This is a genomic window from Mucilaginibacter sp. P1_A3 (genome assembly GCF_056406855.1).
Map to the genome: position 1 here is coordinate 106,653 of NZ_JBFTZJ010000013.1, position 14,570 is coordinate 121,222.

The 14,570-nt window shown below is 40.5% G+C and carries 18 protein-coding genes; 14 read left to right on the forward strand and 4 right to left on the reverse strand.

What is annotated here, in order from left to right; translation table 11 throughout:
• Genes AC1D0K_RS25335 through AC1D0K_RS25355 form a run of 5 tightly spaced genes read left to right on the forward strand, consistent with a single transcriptional unit; the run spans position 1 to position 3,012 of the window.
• Positions 1-573 carry a hypothetical protein gene (locus AC1D0K_RS25335; RefSeq protein ID WP_477391467.1) on the forward strand — a complete coding sequence of 191 codons (573 nt, stop codon included), beginning with the start codon at positions 1-3 and terminating at the stop codon, positions 571-573.
• Between the two features lie 51 nt (positions 574-624).
• Positions 625-1,134, forward strand: coding sequence for a nuclear transport factor 2 family protein (locus AC1D0K_RS25340; protein WP_477391468.1), 510 nt, complete (start codon positions 625-627; stop codon positions 1,132-1,134).
• Positions 1,135-1,158: 24 nt separating this feature from the next.
• On the forward strand, positions 1,159-1,824 hold the full coding sequence (locus tag AC1D0K_RS25345; protein ID WP_477391469.1) for a hypothetical protein: 666 nt from the start codon (positions 1,159-1,161) through the stop codon (positions 1,822-1,824).
• Between the two features lie 7 nt (positions 1,825-1,831).
• A complete protein-coding gene (locus AC1D0K_RS25350) occupies positions 1,832-2,695 on the forward strand; it encodes a hypothetical protein (RefSeq protein ID WP_477391470.1) in 864 nt (287 codons plus the stop codon).
• Between the two features lie 2 nt (positions 2,696-2,697).
• A complete protein-coding gene (locus AC1D0K_RS25355; protein WP_477391471.1) occupies positions 2,698-3,012 on the forward strand; it encodes a low molecular weight protein tyrosine phosphatase family protein in 315 nt (104 codons plus the stop codon).
• 235 nt (positions 3,013-3,247) lie between these two features.
• Here the strand turns inward: AC1D0K_RS25355 and msrA are convergent, their stop codons facing one another.
• The 4 genes from msrA to AC1D0K_RS25375 all read right to left on the reverse strand — a co-directional run bounded on the left by msrA (position 3,248) and on the right by AC1D0K_RS25375 (position 6,895).
• Entirely contained in the window at positions 3,248-3,736 is a 489-nt protein-coding gene (gene msrA, locus AC1D0K_RS25360; protein ID WP_477391472.1) for a peptide-methionine (S)-S-oxide reductase MsrA, read from the reverse strand.
• 152 nt (positions 3,737-3,888) lie between these two features.
• On the reverse strand, positions 3,889-5,223 hold the full coding sequence (locus AC1D0K_RS25365; RefSeq protein ID WP_477391473.1) for a carboxypeptidase-like regulatory domain-containing protein: 1,335 nt from the start codon (positions 5,221-5,223) through the stop codon (positions 3,889-3,891).
• The gene (locus tag AC1D0K_RS25370; protein ID WP_477391474.1) at positions 5,213-5,785 is read right to left on the reverse strand and encodes an RNA polymerase sigma factor; all 573 of its coding nucleotides are present in this window, start codon (positions 5,783-5,785) and stop codon (positions 5,213-5,215) included. Before AC1D0K_RS25370 ends, AC1D0K_RS25365 begins: the two co-directional genes overlap by 11 nt.
• Positions 5,786-6,064: 279 nt before the next feature.
• Positions 6,065-6,895 (reverse strand): mechanosensitive ion channel family protein, encoded by an 831-nt coding sequence (locus tag AC1D0K_RS25375; protein WP_477391475.1) that lies wholly within the window; start codon positions 6,893-6,895, stop codon positions 6,065-6,067.
• A 455-nt stretch (positions 6,896-7,350) separates the two neighbouring features.
• On the opposite strand from AC1D0K_RS25375, the gene gcvH reads away from it, so the two are divergent.
• The 9 genes from gcvH (at position 7,351) to rbfA (ending at position 14,564) form a co-directional block, all read left to right on the forward strand.
• Positions 7,351-7,731, forward strand: a complete 381-nt coding sequence (gcvH, locus tag AC1D0K_RS25380) for a glycine cleavage system protein GcvH (protein ID WP_477434382.1) — start codon at positions 7,351-7,353, stop codon at positions 7,729-7,731.
• Entirely contained in the window at positions 7,731-8,126 is a 396-nt protein-coding gene (locus tag AC1D0K_RS25385; protein WP_477391477.1) for a VanZ family protein, read from the forward strand. Before gcvH ends, AC1D0K_RS25385 begins: the two co-directional genes overlap by 1 nt.
• 314 nt (positions 8,127-8,440) lie before the next feature.
• On the forward strand, positions 8,441-8,656 hold the full coding sequence (locus tag AC1D0K_RS25390) for a FeoA family protein (protein WP_183562073.1): 216 nt from the start codon (positions 8,441-8,443) through the stop codon (positions 8,654-8,656).
• An 11-nt stretch (positions 8,657-8,667) separates the two neighbouring features.
• On the forward strand, positions 8,668-10,782 hold the full coding sequence (feoB, locus tag AC1D0K_RS25395) for a ferrous iron transport protein B (protein WP_477442220.1): 2,115 nt from the start codon (positions 8,668-8,670) through the stop codon (positions 10,780-10,782).
• A 173-nt stretch (positions 10,783-10,955) separates the two neighbouring features.
• Positions 10,956-11,570 carry a SprT-like domain-containing protein gene (locus tag AC1D0K_RS25400; RefSeq protein WP_295716802.1) on the forward strand — a complete coding sequence of 205 codons (615 nt, stop codon included), beginning with the start codon at positions 10,956-10,958 and terminating at the stop codon, positions 11,568-11,570.
• A gap of 269 nt (positions 11,571-11,839) precedes the next feature.
• On the forward strand, positions 11,840-12,478 hold the full coding sequence (locus AC1D0K_RS25405; protein ID WP_477391479.1) for an MBL fold metallo-hydrolase: 639 nt from the start codon (positions 11,840-11,842) through the stop codon (positions 12,476-12,478).
• A gap of 34 nt (positions 12,479-12,512) precedes the next feature.
• Complete coding sequence (locus tag AC1D0K_RS25410) at positions 12,513-13,739, forward strand: FtsX-like permease family protein (RefSeq protein WP_477391480.1); 1,227 nt, start codon at positions 12,513-12,515, stop codon at positions 13,737-13,739.
• A 57-nt stretch (positions 13,740-13,796) separates the two neighbouring features.
• A complete protein-coding gene (locus AC1D0K_RS25415; protein ID WP_477391481.1) occupies positions 13,797-14,123 on the forward strand; it encodes a hypothetical protein in 327 nt (108 codons plus the stop codon).
• Positions 14,124-14,192: 69 nt separating this feature from the next.
• The gene (gene rbfA, locus AC1D0K_RS25420; RefSeq protein ID WP_477434372.1) at positions 14,193-14,564 is read left to right on the forward strand and encodes a 30S ribosome-binding factor RbfA; all 372 of its coding nucleotides are present in this window, start codon (positions 14,193-14,195) and stop codon (positions 14,562-14,564) included.
• Positions 14,565-14,570: the final 6 nt, after the last annotated feature.

The following is a 14,570-nucleotide window of genomic DNA, read 5'->3' on the forward strand; positions in this document are numbered from 1 at the left end:
ATGAAGTATTTTATAGGATTGTTGGTATTGCTGGGCTTCGGCTGTAAGCAAGCCGATAATCAAAACAGGACTGGTAAGAAACGCGATGGGTTATCAAACCAAACAGAATGTTTGGTTTGGGAGAGTACTAAATTGAACGGAACTATTCCTATGCTATCAGACTTCAAACAAACGGTAAAAGAGTTGGGTAAGCCGGATAGTATCGTCCCGCAAAAAAATAGGAACATAAGTACATCTTTTTTTAACAAGCAAAAGTGGAATTATTGTTATTTTAGAGGTCTGGAATTTGAACAATCAAACGATAGATTGGCTTTTCGGAGTGTTGATTTTAGAATAAACACTGCCCTTTTTTTAAAGAGTGACAAGATCAGATTGGGTTATGCAACAACACTGGCCAATTTTAAAAAGGTTTTCCCCAAAGCTGGCAGCAATGAGCTTCATCATACCGCGATGGATGAATACATAGCGATAGATATAAATGCTGCTAAGGACGGAAAGGATGATCAATGGATGTTGACATTTAGTGCAAATGGTAATAATTTGCTTAAAATTGAATACTGGATTGCGGATTGATGTTTAACTTTATAAACTCAATTGCGAGAAGAATGGGCTATATTAACTGATATGATGAGGAAGAGCATATTTACTATGGTGCGTGTGGGCCTGTTATTGATTTTGATAACCGGGCAAAAAGCCATGGCGGCAGGTGTGAACCTTGCCGATACTGTTAAAAAACTAAACCCCGAAGTTCTGCAATCCGTTAATACGGTGTTAAAAGCATGTTATACTTTTGATATTGATAAAGTTACCGATATGTACGCGCCAAACGCAGTTGTTACGGATGAGCAACAACCTTTTTCGTGGAATGGCCAGCTGGCTGGTGTGCAGTGGGTAAACTCGGTTCAAAAGGCTGTTCAGGAATTTAAAATAAAGGATTTTACAGTTATTGTTAAACGGATCAAGATTTTTAGGCAAACAGAGGAGTTAGCCTATTTAATTGTCCCGGTTGAATATACGGGTACAGTAAACGGCGATCCATTTAATGAAGAAGGCGCGTTTTCTTTCGTGTTTCGTATTGTAAGTGGTAAATGGCTCATCAAGAGCCAGGCCTGGGTACCCAAGAATGGCCTGTGATCTATTTAAACATCAACTACTTATATGGAGCCTGTACTTATATTGTTTAAAAGGTTTAATGATTTAGCCCTTGCCAATGCCCTTACTGCGGTATTGGATGAGCACGGAATTGAATATACCATTGAAGAAATAGGTACATCATTTGATCCAGCTTTCAGGCGAAATGAGCTATCAAGCGAGTTTTCTGTAAAAATAAAAGCCGAAGATTTTGAAACGGTGAATCAGCTGCTGAAGGATAGCGAAATTGAAAATATCAACAACGCGGATCATGATCATTATTTGTATGGCTTTACAGATGAGGAATTGATGGATATACTTGCAAAAGCCGATGAATGGAGCGCTTTTGACTACCAGCTGGCCCGTAAAATACTTACAGAACGTGGGGTTGCCATCAATGAAAAAATGTTAACCGACCTGAAAGCCGACCGCCTTGAAGAACTAAAAGCACCCGAACCATCGCAAAAAACATGGATAATTGTGGGCTACCTATTTGCCCTGGCCGGCGGCATATTGGGCATTTTTATAGGCTGGCACCTGGCAACCTACAAAAAAACATTACCTGATGGTGAACGGGTATATGGTTATAATGAAAACGACAGGCAGCAAGGGAAATGGATTTTTTATATTGCTATCGCGATTTTTGTGATTAGTATTATTTATAAAATAGCGCCGGTATTTACGGAAAATTAACGGCCACATGAAAAGAAAGATACTACTATTATGTGCGTTAACGATTTATGCGATAGCAGCAGCAGCCCAACAAAAAGACATTTCCAGGGTAACTGATAGTATAGTTAATGAGGGCAAGGCTCTTTTTCGCTCTGAATGGGCTTCATGGTATGGAACAGATATATTTTTAGAAAAATGTAAAGATAAGCGTGACCAGGTTGGCGGCTATTTATCCTATGAAACCCAAAATGGTTTAGCAAATGTATTTTTCTCAAAAGGGGAAAAGCCAGCTGTATTGGGCACAACTTTGTTTGGTAATGATTTTAATGAAAACAACTACAAGTTTGATACCGTAGTTCGAAAGTTCAGTGAAATAGAGCAGGAATTATACAACATGAGGCAAGTCGCCATTAAGCGGGTTAATACTGATACTACATTTAAATATTATAAAAATACAAGCCTAAATCCTGTACCCATAATTATAAAAGGTGTTAAAAAGGTGTATGTTTTAACTGGTACGCATGAGCAGGGAGTGGTTGTTTTTGGTAATGATTATCTTATAAACTTTGACAATGACGAGGTTGTAAGTGTGAATAAATTGCACAAAAATATTATTCCGGCTTACTTTACTAATGTCCCTGCCGATAGCATTAAGAAGGAAGTTTCTTCAATGCATTCACATTTGCCCCAAACCGGTGATTTTATTACGGCAACAGATATTTGCACCTTAATGCTTTATGAAAAGCTAACCACCTGGCAGCAGTATTATGTTATATCGGAAAAATATGTATCTATATGGGATTGCAAAAAAAATGATCTTTTTGTAATGACAAGGGAAGCGTGGAAAAGAATCGCTGACGATCAGGCTATCAGGCATCCAAAAAAACAATAAACTTGGCTAATCTCCTCTTCATCTGTAGTAAAAACCAATGGCGCAGCCCTTCTGCCGAGTTACTGTTTAAAGATCACCCGGAACACAAAGCGTATTCCGCCGGAACAAGTGATAAGGCACGTACCCGGTTAAATCAAAAAATGATTGACAGGGCTGATGTTGTGTTTGTAATGGAGCGCAAGCACAAGGAATTGCTTAAACAACGATTTGAAATAGGCAACAAACCTTTAATTGTACTTGATATTGAAGACGAGTACCAATTTAATGACCCGGAATTGGTGAAGATTTTGCAGGTTGTATTGAGCGATTATATCTAAGGCGTTGTCTAAATTGATTTATTAGCTTTTAATGAAATACATAACCACACGTCATTGCGAATCCATCAGGAGTAAACCTGAAAAAGATGGCGATGACGTATAGCAAACGCTTTCGTAGAGACGCATATTTGCGTCTCCAGCTATACAGAGCGGATTTGCCTTTCCGATTTGCACGCGGGAGACGCAAATATGCGTCTCTACAAAAAAAACACTAGTCTCAACAACTTTTTAATTACTACAGTTTCCAATCGGGCCTTTCAAAGTGGCAGGTATATCCGTATGGGTTTTTTTTTAAATAATCCTGGTGTTCCTCCTCGGCGTTCCAGAAATCAGTTGCGGGGACAACTTCTGTTACTATTTTCCCTGGCCACTTACCAGAGGCTTCCATATCTGCAATTAAAGCTTTAGCAGTTTCGCGTTGTGTTTCATCCAGGAAAAAAATGGCGGACCGATAAGAGGTGCCGATGTCATTTCCCTGCCTGTTGCGTGTTGTTGGATCATGAATTTGGAAGAAATATTCAAGCAGTTCACGATAAGGCAAATGTGCGGGATCAAATATAACCTCTATGGCTTCGGCATGTGTTCCATGATTTTGGTAAGTTGCATTGCGTACATCACCACCTGTGTATCCCACTACTGTTGAAATAACACCCGGGTAATTTTTAATAAGGTCTTCTACACCCCAAAAGCAGCCACCGGCCAAAATCGCTTTTTCAGTATTCATATGGCTTCGTTTTTTAATAGATTAAAGGTAGGGTACAAATGGGTAAACGGCAAGGGTTAATGTGAAATGATGTGGTCTGTGAATCTCGTGGATCATCATTAAATGTAAACCCGCTATTACGTGTTGATTTCCTGAGGTTAACCCCTTGATTGTTATTTTTGTTGCTGGAATTTTACCTTAACCGTAACTTCTTCTGGTTTGCCCGTACTGTTCCCTACCCAGGTGGGGCCAGCCTTTATCAGATCAATAGCCTTTTGATCGGCTGTGGGGGTAAGGCTTTTTTTGATCTTAAAATCGCTCAATGATCCATCGCCATTAACGGTAAATGTTACGCTTACAGTACCGGTAACTTCTCCGTTGGGTAAAACGGCATTGGCCTGCAGGTATTTTTTAAGGGCGCTCATATTGCCTTGCGGGTGGGCGTTTACAACAGCTTCTTTTTTTACACTTCCGTAGCCAACCGCAACTTCATTTAGGGCGCCATCGGCAGGATTAAGTTCAACTTTTAGGCTATCCCCGCCTTTTACGCTCACCTGTTTAGGTAAATATCCAATAGATGCTATGGCTAATGTTTGCTTATTGCTGCTTGCCGGCATTGAAAAATGGCCATTCACATCGGTCACGGTGCTTTTATTGGTTCCCTCTATCCTAACGGCCGCACCAATCACAGGAGCACCATCGGGCCTGGCAATGATTATTCCGTTGATACTGTTATAGCCAAATTGCGTTTTGGAATCTTTGGAGGTTACTATAGTTAAACCGCCAACATTGCCCTGCAATTTATATTCAAGAGGAGCAGAGGCTTTGTTCCGTGCTTTTTTTGCAAGTGCTGCCAGACTATCGCTATTGTTCTTCGCTTTTGGGGTTTCGGTATAATTTGATGCTACTATCTCGCTTGCTGATACAACTTCTTTATCATCATCTGTTTGCTCTTTTGGTTTTGCAACTGCAGACACTGGCGCTGGCGGCAGGCTGGCGACTGTATTATTATCGCCAGATGATATTTCGTCCTGGTAAACAGATTTATTGCCCGATTTTACTATCGTGGTTTGTTTTGCATTTTGAGTAAGCAGAGGAGCCTGGACAACGGTAACAGGCTTAGCCGGTGTTACGGTATCCTTTAACTCAACATTTGTTTTATCTTTTTTAAGCGTGACCAGTTGTTGATCGGCAGTTTTTTCGGTTACCGGAGTTTTCCTTAACCACAAGGCGCCAATGGTTAATATCACCAAAACAGATGCCGCTATTGACCATATTTGCCATGAAAAAACACGAGCTTTCTTTGGTTCAATGCGCTGATGTAATCTTTCGGTCAGTTTGGCCAGGTTGGCCTTCTGGTCTTCGGGAGCTGCTTCAAAACCTTCAATTGCATCCATTAAAAAAGGATCATCAAGCGCTTCCCGTTCAAGCCTGTGCATAGCTTTGGCATCAAGCTCCCCGTTAAGGTACTTCCTGATCTGCAATATGTCGGCTTTTTTAGTATTCACTTTTCTTCTCCAGGCAAATTTTAAGGTTGCGCTTACCGTTTTGAATGTAACTCTTTACTTCATTCAGGCTAAAATTGGTTATATCGGCTATTTCTTTATAGCATTTCTCTTTTAAATAAAATAAGTCGATGCTTTGTTTTTGTGCACCGGCCAGTTTATCAATACACTGTTCTAAGGCTTTATAAGCTTCTTCGCGGTTATTATCATCAGGATGCAAAAACGGGGTAAATTCCATAACGTCATCTAAATTAACCACTGTTAATTTTTTGCCCGCCCTTAATTGCATTAAGCAATAATTGCGCCCCACTACATATAGCCAACTCCTGAATGTGTTGATGTGGTGATTTTTAACCTTTATTATCAGCTCCTCAAATATCCCCATCACAGCATCTTTGGCCAGGTCCTCATCTTTCAGATATTTTAAACAAACGCCATAAACCAAAACCATATATCTTTCATATAGTTTTCCTAAAGCCGCCACGTCGCCGTTGTTACGGTATACGATAAGCAGTTCTTCATCCGTTGATGTGTCTGTTTTACCTGGTTTAATAAAATTGGTCATTAAAAAGTGCAAAATAAAATTTTAAAACCACTTACGGAAATTAAGAATTGGCTGCACCTGTATTTATAAAACGAAAAAGGGCAAAAATGTTGCATCCATTTTAATAAATATGATAATCCATATCAAATTAATGGTGGCGTTTGTGGATACCCGGGGCGTTAACGGATTAAAGTTAACGGGGATTTTCTGGGTTGATTAAACCGGCATAAAATGAGCAATTATGCCGGTTTCTATTAGGAAGATGAATGCCCGACATGGTGTGCCGGGCAGTTATAATATTTACGCTGATGTTGGTGTGGCATCCAGCTGGGTAACAAATAAATGCGGTTTTGGAATCACGATCTGGTGCTCGTCAAAAGCTTTTTTAACCAGCTCCTGTACACCGAAAAGTACGGTCCAATAATCATTGGCTTTGGCAAAAGGGCAAATGCCTAGCACTATTTTACCTTCATGTAGTTTAGAAACATTTACAACAGGCGCCGGAGTTGCCAACACCAGCGGATGCGAGAGGCAGGCATTAACAGCTATCTGGCGTACGTTATCCATATCGCTTTGCGGTGCAATTTCAAGTGAAATATCTACCCTGATATTGCCATGCCTGCTGTAGTTAACAATGGTATTGTTTGATACGGCGCCGTTTGCAAGGATGACGGTTTTATTATCGGGCGTAAGTAAAATGGTATTAAAAATCTGTATTTCAATTACCGCGCCGCTTTGGCCCTGGGATTCAATGATATCGCCAATTTTGAATGGTTTAAAAACCAGGATCAAAACACCGCCTGCAAAGTTGGCTAATGATCCCTGCAGCGCCAGGCCCACAGCCAAGCCAAGCGCACCAATAATTGCTACAAACGATGTGGTTTGTATGCCCAGCATGCCGGCAACCGTTATCAGTAATAATACCCTTAGGCCGGCCATCATCAGGCTGCTCAAAAATGATTGAAGGGATACATCAATTTTTCCTTTAGCCATGGAGGCATTGAGTAAACGCCCTATCCAGCTAATAACATACAGGCCGATAATAAATACCAGCAGTGCACCAAGTAACTTAATACCGAATGTGCTTAACCACGCAAAAATTGCGGTGGAGTAAAAGGATACATTTTGCATAATAAAGGAAGGTTTTGGAGATTAATGGAATTTATTTTTATGATTAGTTGTTACAAGACTATGGCAGTTAATGCCCGGTTAATATACAAATTAAAAGCGGACTGCTTATTTGTAAGTAAAACATTAACAGTCACTTAATAATAAGTGGGACTGGTAAATAAATTTCCAATTGTTCATATTTTTTAATTAGATATAAAATGATATTTACTGTATTGCAAATCAGAAAGGTTTTAATTAATTACTTTTCATGCTCAAATTAAAATGCCGAAAAAAAATTGTGAGGTGAGTTGTACTATCCGTCCTGAAAATCAAAAAACGGGGGGTATATGCTATTATTGGGGGAGTTAGGCGGTTTTGAGCCGCTCTTTTTTTATGAAAAGATGTTTGTACAATAAATCTTTAATTATTGCTATAGCCTAAAGTTTTATTATTTTTGGACACATAAAATTAACGACATGAATTTTCCCGCTGAATTAAAATACACTAAAGACCACGAGTGGATAAAAGTTGAAGGCAATGAAGCTACTATCGGCATTACCGAATTTGCGCAAAGCGAACTGGGCGATATTGTTTATGTAGATATAGCATCCTTAGGGAAAGAAACTGCCAAAGATGAAGTTTTTGGCACAGTTGAGGCTGTAAAAACGGTATCGGACCTGTTTATGCCGGTAACCGGAACAGTGACGGAAATTAACCCCGCCCTTAATAATCAGCCCGACCTTGTAAATGCTGATCCTTATGGAGAAGGTTGGATGGTGAAAATCATCGTTGCCGATCTGTCAGAAATAGACGGCTTGTTATCTGCTGATGACTATAAAGCGGTTGTTGGCGCTTAATGAAAGCAATATTAAAATATCATGGGCTCACAATTTTGTGGGCCTTATTTATTTTTGTCATTTGCTCTGTTAACCTGAGCTCTGCCAGCGATTCGCCGATGTTTTTCCCCGGCTTTGATAAACTTACGCATACCGGGCTGTTTTTTACGCTGGTTGTACTGTTTTGTAACGGTATTATAAGGCAACAAAAAAGGCCTACTTTCACGTATAAGCAGATAATAGTTGTTGTTTTAGCCGCTGTTTTTTTTGGCGGAGTGATAGAAATCTTGCAACTAACTATTTTTACGTGGCGCAGTGCCGAATGGAACGATTTGTTTTGTGATGTGCTTGGCATTTGTATGGGGATTTTTGCTGTTGTATTAACATTAAGCGCGGTTGGGAATGAGAAAAAGTAAACTGATTATACTTGGAGCTGTGATACTATTCAGTTGCTCTTCTTGCGGTATATTTAAAAAAGGCTGCGGATGCCCAACATTTGGTGTTATCAAAAGTGCAGTTGATGCCCATAAATTCTGTTAAACTTTATTTCGATAAACGGTTCAATGATGTTGAACCGCTAAAAAAATAAGAATCTGTGAAAGCTTACGGTTTCATACCAGGAAGTTTTCACAAAAAATATTTTTTCAAAAGTGATCCTTGTCATTTTTAACCATTCTTATTTGGATTTAATATAAATAAGCTTACATTTGCTCAGGTTAAAAAATATACGATGACACTTTCACAACTTGAGGTAGGCGAAATAGGTATTGTAAAGGAATTTACTGATCTTGAAATGTCGGTAAAATTGATGGAAATGGGATGTTTACCAGGTGAGGAAATCAGAATTTCGCGTATTGCACCTCTTGGAGATCCTATAGCTATTCACGTTTCCGGCTACCAGTTAAGCTTGCGTAAATTTGAAGCCTCCACCATTATTTTGCAGTAGTTTTGTAAACATTGAAAGCCGATATAAGAGTTGCACTTGTAGGAAATCCAAACACCGGTAAATCAACTCTCTTTAACATTTTAACCGGTCTTAATCAAAAAATAGGAAATTTTCCGGGCGTTACTGTTGATAAAAAAACAGGATTTTGCCAGCTGCCTGATGGTCGCACGGCTGAGATCATTGACTTGCCCGGTACCTATAGTATTTACCCCAAAAGTAAAGACGAATCCATTGTATTTTCTGTTTTAGCCGATAAAGCCAGGGGCCTTGTTCCGGATTTGATTGTTGTGATACTTGATGCATCAAACCTGAAACGTAACCTGTTGCTGTATACCCAGATAGCCGATTTAAAAATACCTGTTGTAGTAGCACTCAACATGATCGATGTATCTGAGAAAGCGGGTATTACTATTGATGTTGATTTGTTTGCCAAAAAGCTGGGTGTGCCGGTTGTACCCATTTCGGCCCGGAAGATAAAAGGGATCGATCAGCTTAAAAGTACCATCGCCTATGCCAATAAAATTGCGCTGCAGCTGGAGACTATTGACGTTGAACCCATTGCCCCGCAACTAATAGCGCAAATACAGCAGGAATTAAAAATTGATAATCCCTACTTTGCCCTGCAACTTGCCCATCAGCATGAAACCCTGAATTTTTTATCGGCTAAAGAAAGCGATCGTATAGAGGAGCTGGAAGCACTGCATTCTTTCCATTCTCAAAAAGCCCAGGCTACAGAAACCATCGCGCGTTACAGTTTTATAAACGATCTGTTGTATGATACGGTTAAGAAGCCCGAAACTGCCCAGGATGAATCTGTAAGCAATAAAATTGATAAGATACTTACGCATAAGATATTCGGCTTTATCATATTTTTTGCCATATTGATGTTCATATTCCAGGCCATATTTTCATGGTCGGCCTACCCGATGTCGCTTATCGAGAATTTATTCATCTGGCTGCAAAGCAGTGTAAACAAGGCTTTACCAACCGGTCCGTTCACCAGTTTACTGGTTAATGGTATTATTGCCGGTTTAAGCGGTGTGTTGGTATTTGTACCACAGATAGCCATTTTGTTTGCCATGATATCCATACTGGAAGATACCGGCTATATGTCGCGCGTTACTTTTATGATGGATAAGGTGATGCGCAAAGTTGGCCTCAACGGTAAATCGGTAGTGCCGCTTATTGGTGGTTTTGCCTGCGCCGTGCCATCTATCATGAGCACCCGCAATATCGAAAACTGGAAAGATAGAATGATCACCATAATGGTTACTCCTTTGGTAGCCTGCTCTGCCCGTTTGCCGGTTTATACCTTACTTATTGCCCTTGTAGTGCCCAACCGCAATGTTTGGTGGTTGTTTAATTTGCAGGGACTGGCACTTACAGCTATGTACTTGCTGAGCATTATATCGGCCGTAGTAGTGGCCTTTGTGATGAAGTTTATTTTAAAGGCCCGCGAGCGCGGTTACTTTATTATGGAACTCCCTGTTTACCGGATGCCCCGCTGGAAGAACGTAGCCTTTACGATGTATGATCGTTCAAAAACATTTGTACTGCAGGCCGGTAAAGTTATTATTGCGGTATCTATCATTTTATGGGTGTTGAAATCATACGGCCCCGGTGATAGGTTTGCGCAGATTGACAAAACATACGGCCAGCCGCAATATACTAAATCCATGAAACCCGATAGCCTGAGCAAGGTTATCGCGTCCGAAAAATTAGAAAACTCCTACGCCGGTGTATTTGGTCACGTAATAGAGCCGGTTATTAAGCCTCTTGGTTTTGATTGGAAGATAGGTATAGCCCTCATCAGTTCATTTGCTGCCCGCGAAGTGTTTGTAGGTACCATGGCCACCATTTATAGTGTGGAGGGCGATGCAGACAAGCTGGAATCTGTGCAGCAAAAAATGCATAGCGCCACAAACCCTGATACCGGCAAGCCGGTGTTTACTTTGGCGGTTGCCTTTTCGCTGATGATGTTTTACGCCTTTGCCATGCAGTGCGCCAGCACCGTGGCGGTAGTATACCGCGAAACCAAGGATTGGCGCTGGCCCGCCGCGCAATTCGCTTATATGACGGCTTTGGCATATACCGCCAGTTTTATAGTTTATCATTTCCTGAAGTAGGTTTTGGTTCATAGTTGATAGATCATGGTTCATGGAATGTTTTTTATTGGCACTCAACTGTGAACCGCTAACAAATAATAATCTCTTTGTAATTCTTTAAAAACTATCGGCTATGATCCATGAACCATCTACAATGAACTGGTGAAATCATTATATTTGTGTTGAGGTAAACATTGGATAAAGTAAAAGTTTTAGAAAGATATGTCCCACCCGATGCTGCCCCGCTCATCGGCCGCTGGATCGACTACTTTAAATGCGAATTTAAAATTTCACGTAACCGGGGCACCAAGTTTGGCGATTACCGTTCGCCACATGCCGGTAAAGGTCACCGTATATCAGTGAATTATGATCTTAATCCCTACGCTTTTTTGGTAACCACCGTTCACGAGTTTGCACACCTGCATACCTGGAACCAGCATAAACAAAAAGCAAAGCCCCATGGAGCCGAGTGGAAAAACAATTTCAAAAAAATGATGCAACCCTTTTTTGAAAAAGACATTTTTCCGCATGATGTAAAGCACGCTATAACCAGCTACCTTGATAACCCCGCGGCCTCCAGTTGTTCAGATCTTAATCTTTACCGGTCATTGCGCAAATACGATGCGCCTAAGGAATCATCTGTGCTCACAGTGGAGAAAGTTCCCTTCAAGGCCCTGTTTAAAATAAAGGGCGACCGCGTTTTTCGTAAAGAAGAACAGTTGCGCAAGCGTTTTAAATGTGTGGAGATAGAAACTAAGCGGGTGTATTTATTTAGCCCGGTTGCCGAGGTAGAATTGGTGGAGGGGTAGGTGATGCCCTTGCCCCCAGCGTCATTGCTTCGTACCTCGCAATGACGTGTTGATAAAAAATCTTTTTTTGTCATTCTGAACGCAGTGAAGAATCTGCTATTCGCCATGCTTCTTTGCCCTGTAAAGTCTGCGATTAGATCCTTCACTATCGTTCAGGATGACAAAGCTATTAGACGTTATTTATCTTTAGCGTCCCCCTAATTTACAACCCGCAATCACGTTTTTTTCAAACCTTCATACCCAACAAATTAAATCCGTACTTTTACCCCATGGCAGAAGTTAAATCATTTGTGAATAATCCTTACCAGGAAAACACTTATATTTTATATGATGAAACCGGCGAATGTGTTATTATTGATCCGGGAATGTACACCGCTACAGAGCAAAATGTGGTGGTTAATTTTATAAAGGATAATAACTTAACTCCCGTTTTACTGCTAAATACCCATTGCCATATTGATCATGTGCTTGGTAATAAATTCGTTTTTGATAAATACGGGCTTAAGCCTAAATTTCATGAGGGGGAGTTGCCTGTATTGGCAGCCGTAGTGGCTTATGCGCCTCAAATGGGCATCAGGTACGAGGTTTCGCCAATACCGGAGGAATATCTGCCCGAAACCGGAACCATAAAATTTGGTGACACAGAGTTGGAGTTGATCTTCGCCCCCGGGCATTCACCCGCGCATTTGTGCTTTTATGATAAGGCGGCCAATATTTTAATAGGTGGCGATGTTTTATTCAGGATGAGTATAGGCCGCACAGATTTGCCTGGTGGTAATTTTGCCCAATTGATGGATAATATCGAAACCAAGCTTTTTGCGCTGCCCGATGATTGCACCGTTTATCCCGGTCACGGGCCGGAAACTACTATCGGTTTTGAAAAACAAAACAATCCGTTTCTTACTTAAGCACATAACGTAATACTTATCACTCAAAACCAATTTGAATACTTCGGTCTATATAGCTAAACGGTACTTGTTCTCGGGCAAGAAGATGCACGCCATCAATATCATATCGGGCATATCCATGTTGGGTGTGTTGGTAGGTAGTGCGGCCTTGATTATTATATTGTCGGTGTTTAATGGGTTCGAGAAAGTTATCCTTTCTTTATATAGTAACTTTACTCCCGAAATAAAGATCGAAACCCGACTTGGCAAAACCTTCGATCCTAATACGCCCTATTTTAATGCATTGCATAAAGATGCCAGCCTCTTTTCATTCACGGAGGTGCTACAGGAAAAGGCCCTGATAAGATATGGAGATAAGCCGCTAATAGGAATTATAAAGGGTGTGAGCGATGATTTTTTAAAAAATAAACAGCTGGATAGCACCGTACAAAACGGGTCTTTTACCTTAAAAAGCGGGGATAAGTATTTTGCAGTAATTGGGGCAACTATCCAGGGCAGCCTGGGCATCAATGTTCATGATGATCTATCGCCCATACAAATATTTTCACCACGGCGTACTGTGGTAAGTTCGGCAAATCCGCTTGATGAGTTTGAAGTGCGATCCATTAACGCATCCGGAGTGTTTGCCATACAGCAGGAGTTTGATGATATTGTGGTAACACCAATAGAGTTTGCCCGCGACCTGCTCAATCAGCCAAAAGAAATTACATCGCTGGAACTTACCTACAAAAAAGGCACCGATCTATCGGTGGTACAAAACAAAATTAAGGATGCCATAGGCAAGCAGTACACTATAAAAAATCGTAAGGAACAAAATACCGAGCTTTATAAAACGTTAAATTACGAGCGCTGGAGTATATTCATGATTTTAACCTTTGTACTTATCATAGCCATATTTAATATCATAGGTTCATTAACCATGCTGGTTATTGATAAGCGCAAGGATATAGCCATTTTAAGTAGCCTGGGTGCCAATAAACGATTAATACAAGGGATATTTTTTTTTGAGGGGATGATGATATCGATATTTGGCTGTATTGTTGGCATAGCACTTGGCCTTGCATTTTGCCTGGTGCAACAGCGCTTTGGATTTATAAGGATGGGCGCGGCCACCTCGGTGATTGATGCTTACCCGATAGATCTTAAGATATCTGATTTTGGCCTGGTATTTTTAACAGTAGGGGCCATATCTGTTATCGCATCGGGTATTAGTGCACGATTAAGTATTAAAGGATTGGATGAAATCAAACAGGATTTGTAAATTTGTTATATGAGGATAAGGTATATTCAAAATTTCGCCTTCTTAATTATTCTTTTTTTGGCAGCGAGCTCATGTAACGGAAATTCGAAAAAAGTAGATATACCTGTTGTTTACAAAGGTTTGTACAGCTTTGGTCCCGAAATAAAATCATTTAAAGATTGCGACAACGGCACAGAATTTTGGGTTGCAGATAGCTCGGCAACGTTGGAACTACAATACTCGCAAATGAACTTCGAAAAACCATATGAGCCGGTTTATGTTGAGGTAGAGGGTATTAAGTCAAAATCGGGTAAAGAGGGGATGGGATCTGAATATGATAGCACCCTTGTTGTAAAAAAAGTAATAAAAATAACAAAAGAGATACCGCAGGATATGTGTAATTAACACGATATTCAACAAAGGTTAATCAAAATAAATAAAACTCATCTGCCGCAGTGGCGTTAACTTATCATCATGGAATCAAAACGTCAGCAAAAATTTGCCGGAGTAATACAGGAAGACCTGGCAGCTATATTTCAACGCGAGGGTATGAACTATTTGCCTAATACCCTGGTAACCATAACCAAAGTACGTGTAACCCCCGACCTGGCCATCGCCCGCATATTTTTAAGCTTTTTTGGTAATACTAATTTGCAGCTGGCTTTGCAAACTATAAAGTCGCATGCTTCAGAAATTCGATATAAACTGGGAGCGCGTATTAAAGACCAGGTAAGGATAATTCCGCAATTGGAATTTTTTGTGGATGATACCAGTGAATACGTGGAGCGCATGGATAAAATATTTGATAAAATAAGCAAGGAAGAGCGCCAGCCGGATACAGAATAGCGATTT

Excerpts from the sequence above, each read along its gene's own strand:
- AC1D0K_RS25335 (WP_477391467.1), top strand. The coding sequence starts at position 1 with ATGAAGTATTTTATAGGATTGTTGGTATTGCTGGGCTTCGGCTGTAAG.
- AC1D0K_RS25340 (WP_477391468.1), top strand. The coding sequence starts at position 625 with ATGATGAGGAAGAGCATATTTACTATGGTGCGTGTGGGCCTGTTATTG.
- AC1D0K_RS25345 (WP_477391469.1), top strand. The coding sequence starts at position 1,159 with ATGGAGCCTGTACTTATATTGTTTAAAAGGTTTAATGATTTAGCCCTT.
- AC1D0K_RS25350 (WP_477391470.1), top strand. The coding sequence starts at position 1,832 with ATGAAAAGAAAGATACTACTATTATGTGCGTTAACGATTTATGCGATA.
- msrA (WP_477391472.1), bottom strand. The coding sequence starts at position 3,736 with ATGAATACTGAAAAAGCGATTTTGGCCGGTGGCTGCTTTTGGGGTGTA.
- AC1D0K_RS25370 (WP_477391474.1), bottom strand. The coding sequence starts at position 5,785 with ATGACCAATTTTATTAAACCAGGTAAAACAGACACATCAACGGATGAA.
- AC1D0K_RS25375 (WP_477391475.1), bottom strand. The coding sequence starts at position 6,895 with ATGCAAAATGTATCCTTTTACTCCACCGCAATTTTTGCGTGGTTAAGC.
- gcvH (WP_477434382.1), top strand. The coding sequence starts at position 7,351 with ATGAATTTTCCCGCTGAATTAAAATACACTAAAGACCACGAGTGGATA.
- AC1D0K_RS25385 (WP_477391477.1), top strand. The coding sequence starts at position 7,731 with ATGAAAGCAATATTAAAATATCATGGGCTCACAATTTTGTGGGCCTTA.
- AC1D0K_RS25390 (WP_183562073.1), top strand. The coding sequence starts at position 8,441 with ATGACACTTTCACAACTTGAGGTAGGCGAAATAGGTATTGTAAAGGAA.
- AC1D0K_RS25405 (WP_477391479.1), top strand. The coding sequence starts at position 11,840 with ATGGCAGAAGTTAAATCATTTGTGAATAATCCTTACCAGGAAAACACT.
- rbfA (WP_477434372.1), top strand. The coding sequence starts at position 14,193 with ATGGAATCAAAACGTCAGCAAAAATTTGCCGGAGTAATACAGGAAGAC.